This is a genomic window from Halalkalibacter sp. AB-rgal2, assembly GCF_041821005.1.
Lineage (GTDB): Bacteria > Bacillota > Bacilli > Bacillales > Bacillaceae_D > Halalkalibacter.
The window spans coordinates 83992-98156 of record NZ_JBGUAV010000008.1 but is presented as its reverse complement, the minus strand read 5'-3'; the positions used below and the strand labels follow the sequence as shown (position 1 = coordinate 98156).

Here is a 14165-nt window from a genome sequence, read left to right as displayed (position 1 = left end):
ATAAGAGGTGAATAAGGTGGCTGTAGAAAAACAAATATTGCACTTACTTTCCATGAACACTGACATATCAGGAAAAGAACTGATTACCATATTAGAATCAATGAACTACACACCACAATCGATTCGAAACACATTATCCAAATTAAAAAAGCAATCGTGCATATCATCGCCAAAGCGAGGTATTTACTCCATTACTGCAAACGGATTTGAGGTACACCAACTCTTTAGCGGCAAAGAGAATTTTTACGAAAAGAAGTGGGATCAAAGGTGGCACCTTGTTTTTATTGAAATTCCAGAAGCAATCCGAAAAAAGCGTGATGCATTTCGTATTAAGATTACTCAACTTGGCTTTGGTCAGCTATATAAAGGCGTATATATCTATCCTTGGGATGTCACATCAAAAGTATTAACAATCATAGATTCCCTTGAAATAGAAAACTATGTCACGATTTTATCAAGCGATACGTTTCACTTTAATTCCATTAGCCCTGAAGGGGGATCGGGTTCCAATCAAGCAAGTAAGATTTGGAACCTCAATCAAATTGAACAAGCATATATAGAAAAGCAGCAATATTTAAAACAAACATACCCGTGCAAAGATTCACTAGTTTCAAATGAGCCTTCAACGCTCTTATCTCATTATTTATTGTTAACTGAAATGCGCAATGAATTGATCGAAATAGACCCTATGCTTCCACCTGAATTCTTACCAGGAAGCTGGATAGGGACACACGTTCTTCATTCAATCGATTCAAGCATCCTGTCTCTCATTAAGCAAATGCCAAAAAATTCTCCCTATTATCGATATATGACTTGCCCTTCAAAATAAGGGTCTAATAACGAACAAATCGTTGAGATCTCTCTGTATAAGGGTACTGAGTCGGTTCAGTCCCTTTCCTCATGGACGTTATCATGAAAAATTAGCGAATAAAAGCTAAATCTCGCTCAGCCATCGCATCCTCCAACCATCTAGGGTGCATCGTGAGTAAATTCTCTGGTATCTCTCTTTGATCAAAAAAATCCATATCCAACGATTCATCCGAATAGCAACATAACGAGCCACCTACAACTTCCGCTAAAAAGCATGTCGTAATAAAATGTACGACTCTTCCATTCGGATATATAAACAATTGCGATTCCGGTTCTGAATATACACCAATCAGTTTCACAATTTTTATATCCAAGTTCGCTTCTTCCTTCACTTCACGGATCGCGGCCTCTGCCACCGTTTCACCTTTTTCAATATGACCAGAAGGAATCCCCCATAACCCTACATCTGCTCTTTTTTGCAGGAGAACTCTTTGATCCTTATCCAATACTACAACTGCAACACCTGCTCGAATCTCATCAATTTTCTTCATATCCTTATCCTCCTTTTGAATACGACAAAAAAAGATCCGAAAAGAAAGAAATCAGTGTATGACAAATACACTGAACCTTTCCCCTCGGACCTTTTATGTCAATAGGTGCCTTTTACTTATCGTAAAAGATGTAGCCCTCGGTCACAGACCTCATTACTAGCGGAACCCTAGCTACAATTTTCCAGTTCCCTATTAGTTTACTAGATTATACTCAGGTTTCCAATAGCAAATACACACACATTCAAAATTAATGTAGTAAGGACGTTGCAATTGAAAAATACACAAACAACCCGATAATATCATTAATCGTCGTAATAAAAGGGCCAGATGCAACAACTGGATCAATTTTTAACTTATGAATGAGTAATGGGATGATCGTTCCCGAAAGAGTGGAAAACAAAATCGTGACAAATAGAGAAACACCAATAACGAAGCCTAATATTGAACTTCCTTGTGATAAAAATAGTGCAATCAACGATACGATTATTCCACATACAATTCCCATCATTAGACCAGTGGCTGTTTCCCTTTTTATTAATCGGATGATAGAATCTCGATCAAAATGATTTAATGCTAAGCCACGAACTACGACAGCAAGTGATTGTGTTCCTGTATTGCCTGCCATATCAGCAATGAGTGGAATAAACATCGCTAATAAAGCAACTTCAGCTAAAGTAGCCTCAAACGTTCCAATTAAGCCTGCTGTTAGCATTCCAATTAATAATAACAGAACTAACCACGGCAAGCGCTTCTTTGTTGCTACAAATGAACTTACATCTAGATCTAAAGCTCCTCTAGCTGCAGCGAACTCGCCAATGTCTTCACTTACCTCATCATCAAGCACATCAAGCACATCAAGCACATCAAGCACATCATCAACCGTTATAATTCCGATCAACTGATCCTCTTCACTAACGACAGGTACAGCTAATAGATTATAGTCTTTTATCACCTTTGACACATGTTCTTGATCCATTGTCGCAAAAACGGTCACGACTTGTTCTTTCATCACCTGTTCAATCGTCAACTGCAATGATGCTGAAATTAACTCACGCAAGGAAACAACACCAATCAGCTTGTTAGATTGATCCACTACATAGATATAATAAATCGTTTCTGCTCCCATTCCTTCTTGTCGCAATTGCTCCATCACTTCGTCAATCGTTGCAGTCGGGGAAACACTTATATACTCAGTCGTCATTAAGGAACCTGCTGAATCATCCTGATGAGAAAGCAGAAATTTAATATTTTCTGCTTCCGCAGCATTCATGCTGTTTAACAAATACTTTGAAATATGCTCAGGAATTTCACTAAAGAAGTCCGTAATATCATCAGCTGGTAACTGCTTTAGCATTTCTAGAGCATACTCATCCTCGAGTTCAGTAAATACTAGCTTTTGTTCATGTAAGGATAACCCTTGAAATAGTTCCGCAAATTCTTTGGCTAATAAATAACCATAGACTGCCTTACGTTTTTCGTTGTTCATCTGTTTAAAGATTTCAACTTGATCAGTTGGATGCAGGTCAAGAAACTCTTCACGAAAGGCATCTTTTTGTTTGTTTTTTAAAGATAAGAATAAATAGTACGTATATTCCTCGCGATTTTTCATAGTCACCTTTTTCATCTTCCCTACCTCCTTTCTATCAATTGATCATCAATGTTCAATTTCAACAGAGATGACATGATCAATTTTTTTAATCAAATAATAAATTTCAGTTGTATATTGTTTTTCTGGTGCTGATACCTTCAATTCTATTTTTTGATTGCCGTTCTCTAAATCCTTCAACTTCAGATTTCGGATCGTAATGTCACTTTTTTCTTGCTCAGATAGGCCCTGATCTTTATGTTCAATAGCTTTAACTAATTCCGTAATCTTCAAGTTCGGCTCCATTATGACTTTTACAAGGACGTCTCGTTGACGTAAGGCAGGTGGTCCAATGATTTTTAAGACAGGAGGAATGACATTAATCGCTAAAATCATCAACACTATAGCGGTAATAGGCAGAAAATAAAAACCAGCCCCAACAGCAATGCCTAATCCAGAAGCTGCCCAAATAACCGCAGCGCTTGTTAACCCTGAAATGATATCGTTATTTCTTCGCAAAATGACACCGGCCCCTAAGAAACCAACACCACTCACAATTTGAGCAGTCAAACGCATAGGATCCATTGCATGATAGGTCGGAGTAGCGAATTTGTGAAAGGATTCAATTGAAACAATTGTAATCATACAGCTCGCCACGCAAATGATCATACACGTTTTTAACCCTAATGGCTTATGCTTCAATTGACGATCTATCCCTATCAACAAACCTAAGAACAAAGCAAGAGCTAACTTCATGACAATTTCTACTTCAAATAACATTGAACTCACCTTCTCCCATCAATAAGATAGGACTCTCCCATCTCATTTTCCATAATATATATAACTAAGATCACTGAAAAAGAAGCATCATTCATTTCCAGTGACCTTTTACGAATAAGCGAACTCCCTCTCGAATGTGAGATGCATACATTTTAGAAAGATACAACATAACCGATTTACAAGAAATCAAGAAGTGCCGTTGCAATTGAGAAATAAATTAACAATCCAAGGATATCGTTAACTGTCGTAATAAATGGGCCTGAGGCGATAGCAGGATCAAGCTTTAACTTATTAATGATTAATGGAACGGTCGCTCCGATCACAGTCGCTATACTAAGTGTACAGAAAATTGAAAACCCAACAATCAGCGCGAGCACCCAGTGCTGATACATAATCGTAACGGTAATCGCTAATACAGCCATACATATTAAGCCGAGCATAATACCTGTACCGAACTCTCGGCGAACCATCTTTCCAATACTCCCTTTTTTAATCGTGCCAAGTGCTAAACCACGGACTGCAACAGCTAGTGATTGCGTACCCGTATTACCAGCTGAATCCATAATAAGCGGGATAAAGACTGCCAATAAGACAATTTCTTCTAATGTTTCTTCAAATTGCCCAATGACCCCAGCTGTAATAAGTCCAAAAAACATGAGCATAATAATCCATGGCGAACGTCTGCGAGCGGCCTTTAACGAACTAACATTTACATCCGTTGCCCCTTTTGCTGCTGAAATTTCTCCAAAATCCTCCGTTGTCTCTTCTTCAAGAATATCAATGACATCATCTACCGTAATAATTCCGACTAAATGATTTTGCTTGGAAACAACAGGAACAGCTAAGAAATCATATTTCTTAATTAATTGAGCAACGTCCTCTTGGTCCATATCATCATCGACAGAAACGACTCTTGTCCCCATCACATTTTCAATCGTTTCAGTCGGCTGTGCTGTAATTAAATCTCTTAAAGAAATAACACCAACTAATTTTTTTACATCATCAACGACATATAAATAATAGATCGTTTCCGCATCAGGAGCATCCTTTCTTAGCGTATCAATGACATTTGATACTACTTCAGTTGATGTAATACTAACAAACTCCTTCGTCATGACAGCACCTGCTGTTTCAGGAGCATATGCCAACAATTCTTTTACTTCCTGCGCCTCTTCTTGATCCATTCTCTGTAAAATATCTTCTGCTTTTCCACCTGTCATAACTTCTAAGAAATCAGCGACATCATCAGCAAACATATTGTTAAACATCTCAGATGAGTACTGTTCATCTAACTCTTGATAAATACGCTTCTGGTCATCAATTTCTAATCCTTCAAAAATATGAGAAAAATCTTCAGCTGTTAAATAGTCATAAACACGTTTTCTTCTAGCATCCTCTAATTTAATAAAGAAATCGACCTGATCAGTTGGATGCAATTCTAAAAAGGTTTCTAAAAATTGTTTATGATCCCCGGCTTCGAGTGTATCTAAAATGAGCTGTTCATATTGCTCACGGTTTTGTGCATTTAATTTAACCATAATGAATCCTCCTTCATAGGGTTCCTTCCTACCAATAAACACACGGCACGATTAATATCGTTACAATTTCATGCCCCTCGTTAAACATGAGAAAGGAACCCTCTTTCATAGTCTTTTTCTGAAGCGATGATTTATACTTCCATCATCTCTTCATACCACACCTTCATATTCACAAAACACAATTACAATTTAAAAATGACGTTTATAAGGAATTCCCTTTTAGCATGTTTCAAAACAAAAGCTATTCGTATGAGATCGAAATGATTAGATTTAAACTTCGAACCACAAATACCCGAAAGTATTTGTCATTTTTTTACATCACATGCGCTAATAGTGTGGTTGCTAAGCCAAAGTAAATGAACAGACCTGTAACATCTTTAATAGTCGTAATGAAAGGGTCAGAACCAGCTGCTTGATCAAAGCCCAATTTAACTAGGATGTATGGAATTAAAAAACCAATCGTTGTCGCAATTGTAATCGTAAAGAATAAAGAGAGACCAACGACCAATCCTAGTGCAAATATCCCTTGCCAAAAGTAAGCGATGAAACAAGCTGTTATCCCTAGAACCGACCCCATACTAATCCCGACAAGTACTTCTTTCCCTAAATGCTTCTTCCACTTTTCAAATTTGACATGAATTGGACTTCATGTCATCTTTATTTTCATTTTCCTTCACATACTTCATACATGACTCGGGTTCAGGACCACTATCCAATTCACATCACCTCCAACTGCCTCGCTAAGTATTGAAAGGAAGCCAACAAAAAAAGACATCTTCAACGAATGAAGATGTCTTTACACGCAGCAAAATTAGGCAGTATCCAGCGATCAACATAAACATGCCAACCATTCAGACACAGCAAACTAAGCGTCTATTCCCTCCATTCGTAGAGCTTTAGCACTGTGCGGCATAGGATCTATGATCCAGCTACATTAAGAACCACCTTATGTCGATAGTTCCTGTTGACCCATTGGCGTCTTTGGACGTTTTTGGGCAGCAGCGTATCTCCTGCACAGGAGCCTCACCTAACGAGGTATTTAATTAACAATGCAAATGCTACAGCAGAATGTCTATGCTGTCAATATTTTTTTAATAAATATAAAATAAGGCTCAGGCCAGTTATGTAGCAGGACGATCCATTTGATAAGGATTAATGTGGATCATGACCTTCTTAACCGTTGAATGTTCCGACATTAGCGCTTCTTTAACTAATTTCGAAATACGATGCCCTTCCTCAACACTTAAGTGAGATCCTACACTTACCTTCAAGTCAATTACAATATAATGGCCGTGTGTTCTTGCTAACAATTCATCGACTCTCATAACACCTTTCACCGAACGAACCGTCTGTAAAAATGGAGTTGTCTTCTCCGGGGCTAGTACTTGCTCCATCATAATCATGCTTGATTCCTTTGCTAAGCTGTAGCCAATTTTTATAACCAATAGTGAAACGAGAATACCCGCAATCGGGTCTAAGTAAATTAAGATAGGGATATTTAGATATTCACCAAATATCGCTCCTAATACCCCAACAAATGCCGCGATGGAAGAAAGAACATCTGAACGATGATGCCATGCTTCAGCTAACAAAACGGAGCTATTTATTTTTTTCGCTAAGCGATATTTGTATTGAAACATCACTTCTTTGGCAACAATCGAGATCACAATCGCGATGAGGGCTATTCCGCCCGGTGCTTGAGGAGCCTGTCCCCACACCCCTTGCACAGAGGATACCGCAATCTCAATTCCTACGATAATCAAAAGCAGGGCAACAATAATCGTAGCGACATTTTCTGCTTTTCCGTGACCATACGGATGATCTTTATCAGGAGGCTTTTGTGCAGTACGCAGCCCAGCTAGCACGGCAATTGAACCCGCTACATCCGATGCAGAATGAGCAGCATCAGCAATAAGCGCCCGACTCCCTGAAAGCCAGCCAACGATACCTTTCATGATAGCTAACAATGCATTAACCACAATCCCTATCCATGTCGCTACCTCCGCTTGTTTAAACTGATTATCCACCTTTTTATACACCCCACTTCGATACGATCTTCACCCTTTTTCTAGGTGCTTTTACATCCTATCAGATGAATATCGTGTGGGTCTACAGCAACCTTTTTGTGAGGTTGAACACTTCTTACTCGCAGTGAAAATAGCTAAATAACAGCAAGAGATTTGGTTTGGGGAAACATTTAACTGTTGTTGTGTCCTATAGTAATCCTGCATTCTAGAAATTCAGGCGAAGTTTCTGTATAATTATGTGAGAAGTGCACCAACACTTCTCACCATTATCCTAACGCCAATTAGGATTCATATGCACAATTTGTTTGAGCCGTCTTTACAATAAGACGGCTTCTTCATACCTACAACAACCGCCAACTTTAAACACCTTCTTTTCTCCTTCCTGTCCCTGTAAACAGAAGGCTTAACCATATTCCAATTCCAATTAAGAAAAAGACCATAAACACACTCATTGCAATAAACACTTCACCAGTTGCAAATCCAGACAAAGCCGTTACTAAAATACTAAATAAAATCACTCCAATCGCAATGCTATAAAGTAGAGCTCTCACTCTATTCATCGCATATTTCGTTTTTGATTCTCTTGTTAATACACTATAAATGACCAATGGTGCACCAATTACTACGAAAATAAGCGCACTAGATGAAATATCCATCGATAAACCCATGGAGTACAACATAGCACAGGTCAGCAATCCAAACAGAATAATTAATGTACCGATAACGATTCCAGCAGCTGAAACACGTGATGACATGGATGTATAGACGGCTTGCTTCGCTTGATTTTGACCAATTTCCCTCATCTCATTAACTAATGCACTCAAATCACCTAACGAGCGAATTGCCTCTTTAAAGGCTTCTTCTTCCGTCATACCTGTATTTTTATAATCACTCATCTTTTCACTTAAATTAGTCGTTAACTCCTCCTTTAGATCAAACAGCTGTTGACTATCACCTATGCCAACAAATAAACGATCTACATATACTTTCACCTTTTGCGTACCATTAATGCGATTCTTCATTTGTCTTAATTCCTCCTTCAATTAATTGATCTAAAACACCTTTAGCAAAATGCCAATCCTTTTTACTCCTTACATAACGATTAGCTCCCTCGTCAGTAAGTCGATAATACTTTCTTCGCCCACCTTGCGTTTCATCTCCCCAATATGATGTAATCATCCCTTCCTTTTGCAACCGTCGAAAAGCTGTATACAACGTTGCTTCTTTTAATTCATACTGATTTTGACTCAATTGAATAATGGTTTTATAAATTTGATAGCCGTAACTATCTTCCTGTCGCAAAATATTCAAAATGATCGTGTCTGTATGACCACGAATTAAATCTGTTGATATCTTATTCGACATACTCTTTCACCTCCTGTAATATAATTTATACCACATTACTGTGTCTGTCAAAGTAATATGGTATAAATACCCCCCCCTTATTATGATTGAAATCCCTATCTTTTCATTTCAAAATATTGTCCCAAAATAAAAAAACGTCCCAGCTTAACCGGACGTTAATTATTTTATACTATTGGAATAATTTAAAGCCTCACACGTAACTCATTGCTTAAACGAGACAACTCTTTCAGGATCTTCTTTCATTGAGTACTAACCCTCTGTCTATATTTAACCTAAATATGGTAAAATATAAATGGACAATAAAAGGGGGATGCAAAAATGAGCCATCCAATCAACATAACATACCAAAATGAAAGACACATTTCAGCAGGTGAATTATCTAGTGTGTTCAAAAACTCTGGCATTAAAAGACCTACCGATGACCTAATTCGATTGCAAAAAATGATTGACAATGCTGATATTCTCATAACAGCTCGACATCAAAATCGACTCATCGGTATAGCACGTGCCATAACAGACTACAGCTATTGCTGTTACTTATCTGATCTAGCAGTTGATAAAGACTATCAGCATCACGGGATCGGGACTGAACTAATACGATACGTACAGGCAGAGCTTAGCAAGGAAGTGGCACTGATTCTCTTATCTTCCCCAACAGCTATGGACTATTATCCGAAAATTGGTTTTAAACCTATTGATAACGGATTTAAAATTGCTAGAAGGCAATAGCCCTGCAACTGAATTACCATCTAGAAATGCTTTTATCCTTCATTCTACTCATCAATCATATTATGAATATGACTTCATTCTTTTCTTAGCTTATCAAAATCATTCTTTTAGTTAAGTATTTCATAATCAATCAAGGAACCTCTGTCACTCTCATTTACTGCTCCGTTAGTATCAAAGGTCCCTTCTTCGTAATAGCAATCGTATGTTCAAACTGTGCCGAAAGCTTGCGATCTCTAGTTCTAGCAGTCCATCCATTTATATCCATTTGACTATGCCAACTTCCCTCATTTACCATTGGTTCGATAGTAATGACCATGCCTTCCTTTAGCTTCCTTCCTGTATCTGGTTCACCGAAATGGAGAACTTGTGGTGGCTCATGCAAGGTTGGACCTATACCATGCCCTGTGAAATCACGGACAACCGAAAAGCCTTCACTCTCTACGTATGTTTGAATAGCGTGTCCGATGTCTCCTAACCGATTTCCGACATAGGCTTTTTCAATTCCTTTATAAAGAGACTCTTTAGTGACCTCCAACAGCCTTCTCGTTTTGTCAGGAACAGTTCCAACTATATAACTCCATGCCGAATCAGCTAAACCACCATGTAAATTCACGACCATATCTATTGTCACAAGATCACCATTACGCAAAGGCTGAGCTCTAGGAAAACCATGACAAATTTCATCATTAATTGAAGCACACGTTGCAAATTGATAATCATTAAAGCCCTTTTGCTCCGGCGTTGCACCATGTTTCAGTAAATATTTTTCTACAAATTGATCAATTTCCAAAGTTGTCATCCCAGGCTTGATCATTTTTGCAATTTCCTTATGACATGAAGCGAGTAACTTACCTGCTTCATGCATGAAACGAATTTCCCTTTCACTTTTTAGTGTAATCATGATTTCCTCCTTTTTTTCATGGGATTCTAAAATACTTATACGTATTCATAATCCGCAAATGCTGCAGCTTGCCCATAATAATGATCTTTCTCATCAATCATGTTCCAAACTATCGCTTGTTTAATATAGAACCTCTTCCCTGTATTCGAAATCCGAATCCCTGTATAATGATCAACAAAATTATTTTCTTTTACTTGTCTAATGAAATGCTCTCTCGCCGTTCTTTCCGTAGGTTCAGCAGTCAGGCGTGATGGGGTTTTTAAGAAAGTGGCTCGATCCATTTCCCATAATGTCAGTGCAGCTTGATTACCAAAATTAAGTATAGGATCAGCTTCAATTCCATGTGACAAGATCACTGTTTTACTTTCCATGAACTGCTGTAAATAGTTTTTATTTTTATCTAAAGGTATTAAATCTCGACCGATCCATCGTTTAAAGCTATTGTTTAATCGTATGACATGCTGCTCCGTGTATCCATTCTTAGACATGTTCATCTACAACTCTTCCCCTTCTGTAAACATTTACACATATTACAATAATAAGTATAAACCTTAACTCTTTACAAATTAAATCGTATTGATTCTATTCCTCTTTCAACTTCATCATTGCACCAAAAAATTGTGATGCCGTAGTAAAAGCGATAAAGGCACACAACTCACTAATTTCTTCCTCGGTCAAATACTGCTGTAAAATATTAAATGATGAGTCTGGTATCGAAGACCTTTGCTTTAAAAACACCTCTGCAAAACCTACTGCAATAGACGTTTTTAAGTCAAATTTGTTGGGATCAGGCTTTCCTTTTGCTTTACAATACTCACACCCATTACTTTGTGCTAACGTTCTTCTTACTTGTTCCTTTAAATTAGAAGATAGCAAAGCATCTCTCTCTAGCACACTCCCTAAATCTGACCAGCTATTCATGACATCGATATTATGACCTAAAAGTTGTTGAAATGATGTATTTCCAAAACTTGATTTCTGAATTCTTGTCATTTACTACCCCTCCTTGTTATATTAATTATAGAAAACAAATCACTTAATTCACATTAAATTCAATATGATTAAATGGTCATTTCATTTAAAAAAATAATTAATAAAGGAGTTTTACTTTCAAAATGAAAATTGATGAAATTGATAGACAAATAATTGATGAATTAAACAGGAATAGTCGCTTATCAATGAGTGAACTTGGAAGAAGAGTCCATTTGTCATCACCTTCTGTTACAGAACGAGTAAGACAAATGGAATCATTCGGTATTATTAAGAACTATACATTAGAACTTGACTATCACCAATTAGGCTTACCCATTCAATGTATCGTCGAAGCAACCGTGAAAAACGGAGATTATGAAGCTTTTAAAAGATTCATTCAAACACTTCCAAATATAGATTTTTGTTATCGCATAGCCGGAGATGCATGCTTTATGCTTAAAATACACTTTGAAAACTTTTCTCAAGCAGAGAAATTTATAGAAGAAGTGAATCCATACGCACAAACCGTTACACATTTCATTTTCTCACAAGTACCAACCTTCCAGAAATATACTAGTGTTTCGACATCGGAATCAGAATAGGTTTTCAACGAAAAGCTTGAGGATTTTCTGAAAGTAGAGCGTGTAACAAGCGAAGTCTAAGCACTTCTCTGAATTCACAGCCAACGTGATTAAGTTCCTAAGATTTTTATCAAGTCTTATCTTTCTATAAACGAACAGGTACTAGTCACAGCGTACCTGTTCCAATTCATAAATCATCGTCCAAGATGTCCCTGATAAACCACACCTCTTAAATCCAAGCTTTTGATAAAGCTTTAAGGCTTGGTAGTTCTGTGGATCAACACTTAAGGAAAGTGCTGCATAACCATCATTTGTAGCCTCTTCAAATAACCTTGTCATCAGTTGAGTTCCAAATCGCTTCCCTCGTGCACCTTTCGTTAACGCTATTCCTAATTCGGGCGTTTGATCATTAACATAACCATATCCTTTTTTACTCCCTGTAAATAGTCGATACCAAGCTGCACCTACAGGAATCCCCTCCTCGTTTACGGCTACTAATGCTCGATCACCTTGTCTGCCCCAGCCTTCGCTATATATTTTATTTTGTGGCAAATGTAACAATTCCTCTTTTGGAGGCTTATTTTCAGGAATGTGAATCGCTTCGTACATCATATCCGTTAAGAACACTAGATCATATTTACTATTTTCAATATCTCTAATATGAACACTCAACTAAAATCACCTCACTTATTTAATTAGCTCATACAAAGCTCTTTCTGTTTACTTAACGACATACTTATAAAATTTCCGATCCACTTCCAACACTGGGAATGCCTTTGGTAAATCATCCATATCAATAGTAATAAATCCATTCTTTTCATAGAATCGATGAGCTGCTAAAAATTGTTCTGTTGTACCAAGGTACACGATTTCAATTGAACGTTCCTTTGCCCATATAAGAGCTGTTTGTAATAGCAACCACGCCGTTTTAAACGTTGCACCTCGAAATTCTTTTTGTACAAACATCTTTCTTAAGGCAACATGCTGGTTGCCAATGTCTAACAAACTAATTGTACCAACGACTTCCCCATCATAGAGAGCAACCCAAAAGTTTCCGTTACCCTTCTGATAGGAGTCTTCTATCGTAAACAAATCAGGCTGGTCTTCTTTCGTAATCGCTATGTCATATTCCTTTTGTTGAATGTGAAGAATTAACTCAATCACTTGATTTTGGTTCTCTGATGAGTATTCTTTCACCGCTAGTTCCTTTTCCATTAATCACACTTCCTAACGGTCATATTCTAGTTGTTTAGCAGTTGAAGTGGATTCTTCTTCCTCCATCTAAACACCTTACAATTATATAATATTGATTTATTTTATCATCGCTCACATAATTTTAAAACAAATAAAAGCGCAATCCTTTTATACTGAAAGAATTGCACAAAAAAGCTTTCTATTTCCCCTAATGATTGATCGCCTTTATCATTAGGAATTGCGGCCTTTTCATAAGCCGATCATATTTTTCTGGGGCTTGCTCCTTAAATGACATCGTCGGCTGAGGCTCAATCAGTTCCTCAATAGAAAAATAAGCTGAGGTACAATTAACAATTTCGCTTAACGGCCTACGGTAGAACGGGACTTCATATACTTTACCTTCTTTGTTCCATTGATCAAAGATTAATTCAATTGAGAAGTAATGAGGATCTTTTAGAAAAGCTATATCTGCAAAAGGGTGGTGAACGGAAAACAAAAACATCCCATTCGGTTTCAGCACACGCTGGAATTCACTAAACGTTCGCTCCCAATCCTTAATATAATGCAAAGTCAGTGAGCTTAGAATGAGATCAAATGACTGACTTTCGAATGGTAGCTTTTCACCTAAATCTAACCTATGGACCTTAGCCTTTTCTCCGACGCGTCTTCTCGTAGCATTGACCATTTCAAGGCTTATATCCGTTGCGACAGTAGTAGCCCCTCGATTCATTAATTGCTGAGTATACCAGCCAGCTGCACAACCTGCATCTAATACCGTCTTATCACTTAGATTGTTAGGCAGCAGTCTCATCATCGCAGGTCTTTCATACTCACTATTATACAAACCTTTTTTATCAATATTATTTTCATATACTGAAGCAAGTTGGTCAAACACTCCTCTTATACGTTCCTTCATCTTATCACCTCTCATTTTTTACACTTATATGGGTGGGACAGTGGAAAGCCAGAAATAATGAAAAGTCATATCTCATTTTCTACTAAATAGCTGTTAAGCACGTACTAAACAATAAGAAGGACACTTAAAAAGTTTGGATTCTAACTTTTTTCGTTGCCCTCGCAATAAGAATTTATCCGGTGATATTTGCTTTAAGCTTAAACATCACCCTTTTTT

The 14165-nt window shown here is 37.5% G+C and carries 17 protein-coding genes and 1 riboswitch; of the genes, 3 read left to right on the top strand and 14 right to left on the bottom strand.

The genetic code is table 11. From position 1 onward, the window contains the following. Positions 1-16 precede the first annotated feature (16 nt). Positions 17-829, top strand: a complete 813-nt coding sequence (locus ACERJO_RS08885; protein ID WP_373647263.1) for a PaaX family transcriptional regulator C-terminal domain-containing protein — start codon at positions 17-19, stop codon at positions 827-829. Between the two features lie 91 nt (positions 830-920). On the opposite strand, the gene ACERJO_RS08880 is transcribed toward ACERJO_RS08885, so the two are convergent. From ACERJO_RS08880 to ACERJO_RS08845, 8 genes are all read right to left on the bottom strand, one after another. Further along, positions 921-1361, bottom strand: a complete 441-nt coding sequence (locus ACERJO_RS08880; protein WP_373647262.1) for an NUDIX domain-containing protein — start codon at positions 1359-1361, stop codon at positions 921-923. Between the two features lie 247 nt (positions 1362-1608). Continuing rightward, entirely contained in the window at positions 1609-2985 is a 1377-nt protein-coding gene (gene mgtE / locus ACERJO_RS08875; protein ID WP_373647261.1) for a magnesium transporter, read from the bottom strand. A 30-nt stretch (positions 2986-3015) separates the two neighbouring features. After that, positions 3016-3726, bottom strand: coding sequence for an MgtC/SapB family protein (locus ACERJO_RS08870; protein WP_247104328.1), 711 nt, complete (start codon positions 3724-3726; stop codon positions 3016-3018). A 176-nt stretch (positions 3727-3902) separates the two neighbouring features. After that, positions 3903-5264: a magnesium transporter gene (gene mgtE, locus ACERJO_RS08865; protein WP_373647260.1), complete on the bottom strand. Its 1362-nt coding sequence runs from the start codon at positions 5262-5264 to the stop codon at positions 3903-3905. Positions 5265-5577: 313 nt separating this feature from the next. Then, entirely contained in the window at positions 5578-5904 is a 327-nt protein-coding gene (locus ACERJO_RS08860; RefSeq protein ID WP_373647293.1) for a magnesium transporter, read from the bottom strand. A 233-nt stretch (positions 5905-6137) separates the two neighbouring features. Beyond that, positions 6138-6306: riboswitch (M-box (ykoK) riboswitch) on the bottom strand. 79 nt (positions 6307-6385) lie between these two features. Continuing rightward, positions 6386-7291 carry a cation diffusion facilitator family transporter gene (locus tag ACERJO_RS08855; RefSeq protein ID WP_247104331.1) on the bottom strand — a complete coding sequence of 302 codons (906 nt, stop codon included), beginning with the start codon at positions 7289-7291 and terminating at the stop codon, positions 6386-6388. A gap of 359 nt (positions 7292-7650) precedes the next feature. After that, entirely contained in the window at positions 7651-8313 is a 663-nt protein-coding gene (locus ACERJO_RS08850) for a permease prefix domain 1-containing protein (RefSeq protein ID WP_373647259.1), read from the bottom strand. Next, on the bottom strand, positions 8297-8656 hold the full coding sequence (locus ACERJO_RS08845) for a PadR family transcriptional regulator (protein WP_373647258.1): 360 nt from the start codon (positions 8654-8656) through the stop codon (positions 8297-8299). The genes ACERJO_RS08850 and ACERJO_RS08845 overlap by 17 nt, the downstream gene beginning before the upstream one ends. Before the next feature lie 318 nt (positions 8657-8974). On the opposite strand from ACERJO_RS08845, the gene ACERJO_RS08840 reads away from it, so the two are divergent. After that, a complete protein-coding gene (locus ACERJO_RS08840) occupies positions 8975-9385 on the top strand; it encodes a GNAT family N-acetyltransferase (protein ID WP_247104332.1) in 411 nt (136 codons plus the stop codon). A 154-nt stretch (positions 9386-9539) separates the two neighbouring features. Here ACERJO_RS08840 and map read toward each other — a convergent pair whose 3' ends face one another. The 3 genes from map to ACERJO_RS08825 all read right to left on the bottom strand — a co-directional run bounded on the left by map (position 9540) and on the right by ACERJO_RS08825 (position 11279). Next, complete coding sequence (map, locus tag ACERJO_RS08835; RefSeq protein WP_247104333.1) at positions 9540-10286, bottom strand: type I methionyl aminopeptidase; 747 nt, start codon at positions 10284-10286, stop codon at positions 9540-9542. Between the two features lie 35 nt (positions 10287-10321). Beyond that, complete coding sequence (locus tag ACERJO_RS08830) at positions 10322-10780, bottom strand: MEKHLA domain-containing protein (protein ID WP_373647257.1); 459 nt, start codon at positions 10778-10780, stop codon at positions 10322-10324. Between the two features lie 88 nt (positions 10781-10868). Then, positions 10869-11279, bottom strand: a complete 411-nt coding sequence (locus ACERJO_RS08825; protein ID WP_247104336.1) for a carboxymuconolactone decarboxylase family protein — start codon at positions 11277-11279, stop codon at positions 10869-10871. A gap of 122 nt (positions 11280-11401) precedes the next feature. On the opposite strand from ACERJO_RS08825, the gene ACERJO_RS08820 reads away from it, so the two are divergent. Then, on the top strand, positions 11402-11860 hold the full coding sequence (locus tag ACERJO_RS08820; protein WP_247104338.1) for an Lrp/AsnC family transcriptional regulator: 459 nt from the start codon (positions 11402-11404) through the stop codon (positions 11858-11860). Positions 11861-12001: 141 nt separating this feature from the next. Here the strand turns inward: ACERJO_RS08820 and ACERJO_RS08815 are convergent, their stop codons facing one another. The 3 genes from ACERJO_RS08815 to ACERJO_RS08805 all read right to left on the bottom strand — a co-directional run bounded on the left by ACERJO_RS08815 (position 12002) and on the right by ACERJO_RS08805 (position 13949). Further along, entirely contained in the window at positions 12002-12511 is a 510-nt protein-coding gene (locus tag ACERJO_RS08815; RefSeq protein ID WP_247104339.1) for a GNAT family N-acetyltransferase, read from the bottom strand. Positions 12512-12559: 48 nt separating this feature from the next. Next, on the bottom strand, positions 12560-13054 hold the full coding sequence (locus ACERJO_RS08810; protein WP_373647256.1) for a GNAT family N-acetyltransferase: 495 nt from the start codon (positions 13052-13054) through the stop codon (positions 12560-12562). Between the two features lie 187 nt (positions 13055-13241). Beyond that, positions 13242-13949 carry a class I SAM-dependent methyltransferase gene (locus tag ACERJO_RS08805; RefSeq protein WP_247104341.1) on the bottom strand — a complete coding sequence of 236 codons (708 nt, stop codon included), beginning with the start codon at positions 13947-13949 and terminating at the stop codon, positions 13242-13244. Positions 13950-14165 lie beyond the last annotated feature (216 nt).

What these genes read in the sequence shown, in the direction of transcription:
- ACERJO_RS08880 (WP_373647262.1), bottom strand. Translation starts at nt 1,361, where the DNA reads ATGAAGAAAATTGATGAGATTCGAGCAGGTGTTGCAGTTGTAGTATTG.
- ACERJO_RS08810 (WP_373647256.1), bottom strand. Translation starts at nt 13,054, where the DNA reads ATGGAAAAGGAACTAGCGGTGAAAGAATACTCATCAGAGAACCAAAAT.
- ACERJO_RS08805 (WP_247104341.1), bottom strand. Translation starts at nt 13,949, where the DNA reads ATGAAGGAACGTATAAGAGGAGTGTTTGACCAACTTGCTTCAGTATAT.
- ACERJO_RS08825 (WP_247104336.1), bottom strand. Translation starts at nt 11,279, where the DNA reads ATGACAAGAATTCAGAAATCAAGTTTTGGAAATACATCATTTCAACAA.
- mgtE (WP_373647261.1), bottom strand. Translation starts at nt 2,985, where the DNA reads ATGAAAAAGGTGACTATGAAAAATCGCGAGGAATATACGTACTATTTA.
- ACERJO_RS08850 (WP_373647259.1), bottom strand. Translation starts at nt 8,313, where the DNA reads ATGAAGAATCGCATTAATGGTACGCAAAAGGTGAAAGTATATGTAGAT.
- map (WP_247104333.1), bottom strand. Translation starts at nt 10,286, where the DNA reads ATGATTACACTAAAAAGTGAAAGGGAAATTCGTTTCATGCATGAAGCA.
- ACERJO_RS08870 (WP_247104328.1), bottom strand. Translation starts at nt 3,726, where the DNA reads ATGTTATTTGAAGTAGAAATTGTCATGAAGTTAGCTCTTGCTTTGTTC.
- ACERJO_RS08830 (WP_373647257.1), bottom strand. Translation starts at nt 10,780, where the DNA reads ATGAACATGTCTAAGAATGGATACACGGAGCAGCATGTCATACGATTA.
- ACERJO_RS08820 (WP_247104338.1), top strand. Translation starts at nt 11,402, where the DNA reads ATGAAAATTGATGAAATTGATAGACAAATAATTGATGAATTAAACAGG.
- ACERJO_RS08840 (WP_247104332.1), top strand. Translation starts at nt 8,975, where the DNA reads ATGAGCCATCCAATCAACATAACATACCAAAATGAAAGACACATTTCA.
- mgtE (WP_373647260.1), bottom strand. Translation starts at nt 5,264, where the DNA reads ATGGTTAAATTAAATGCACAAAACCGTGAGCAATATGAACAGCTCATT.
- ACERJO_RS08845 (WP_373647258.1), bottom strand. Translation starts at nt 8,656, where the DNA reads ATGTCGAATAAGATATCAACAGATTTAATTCGTGGTCATACAGACACG.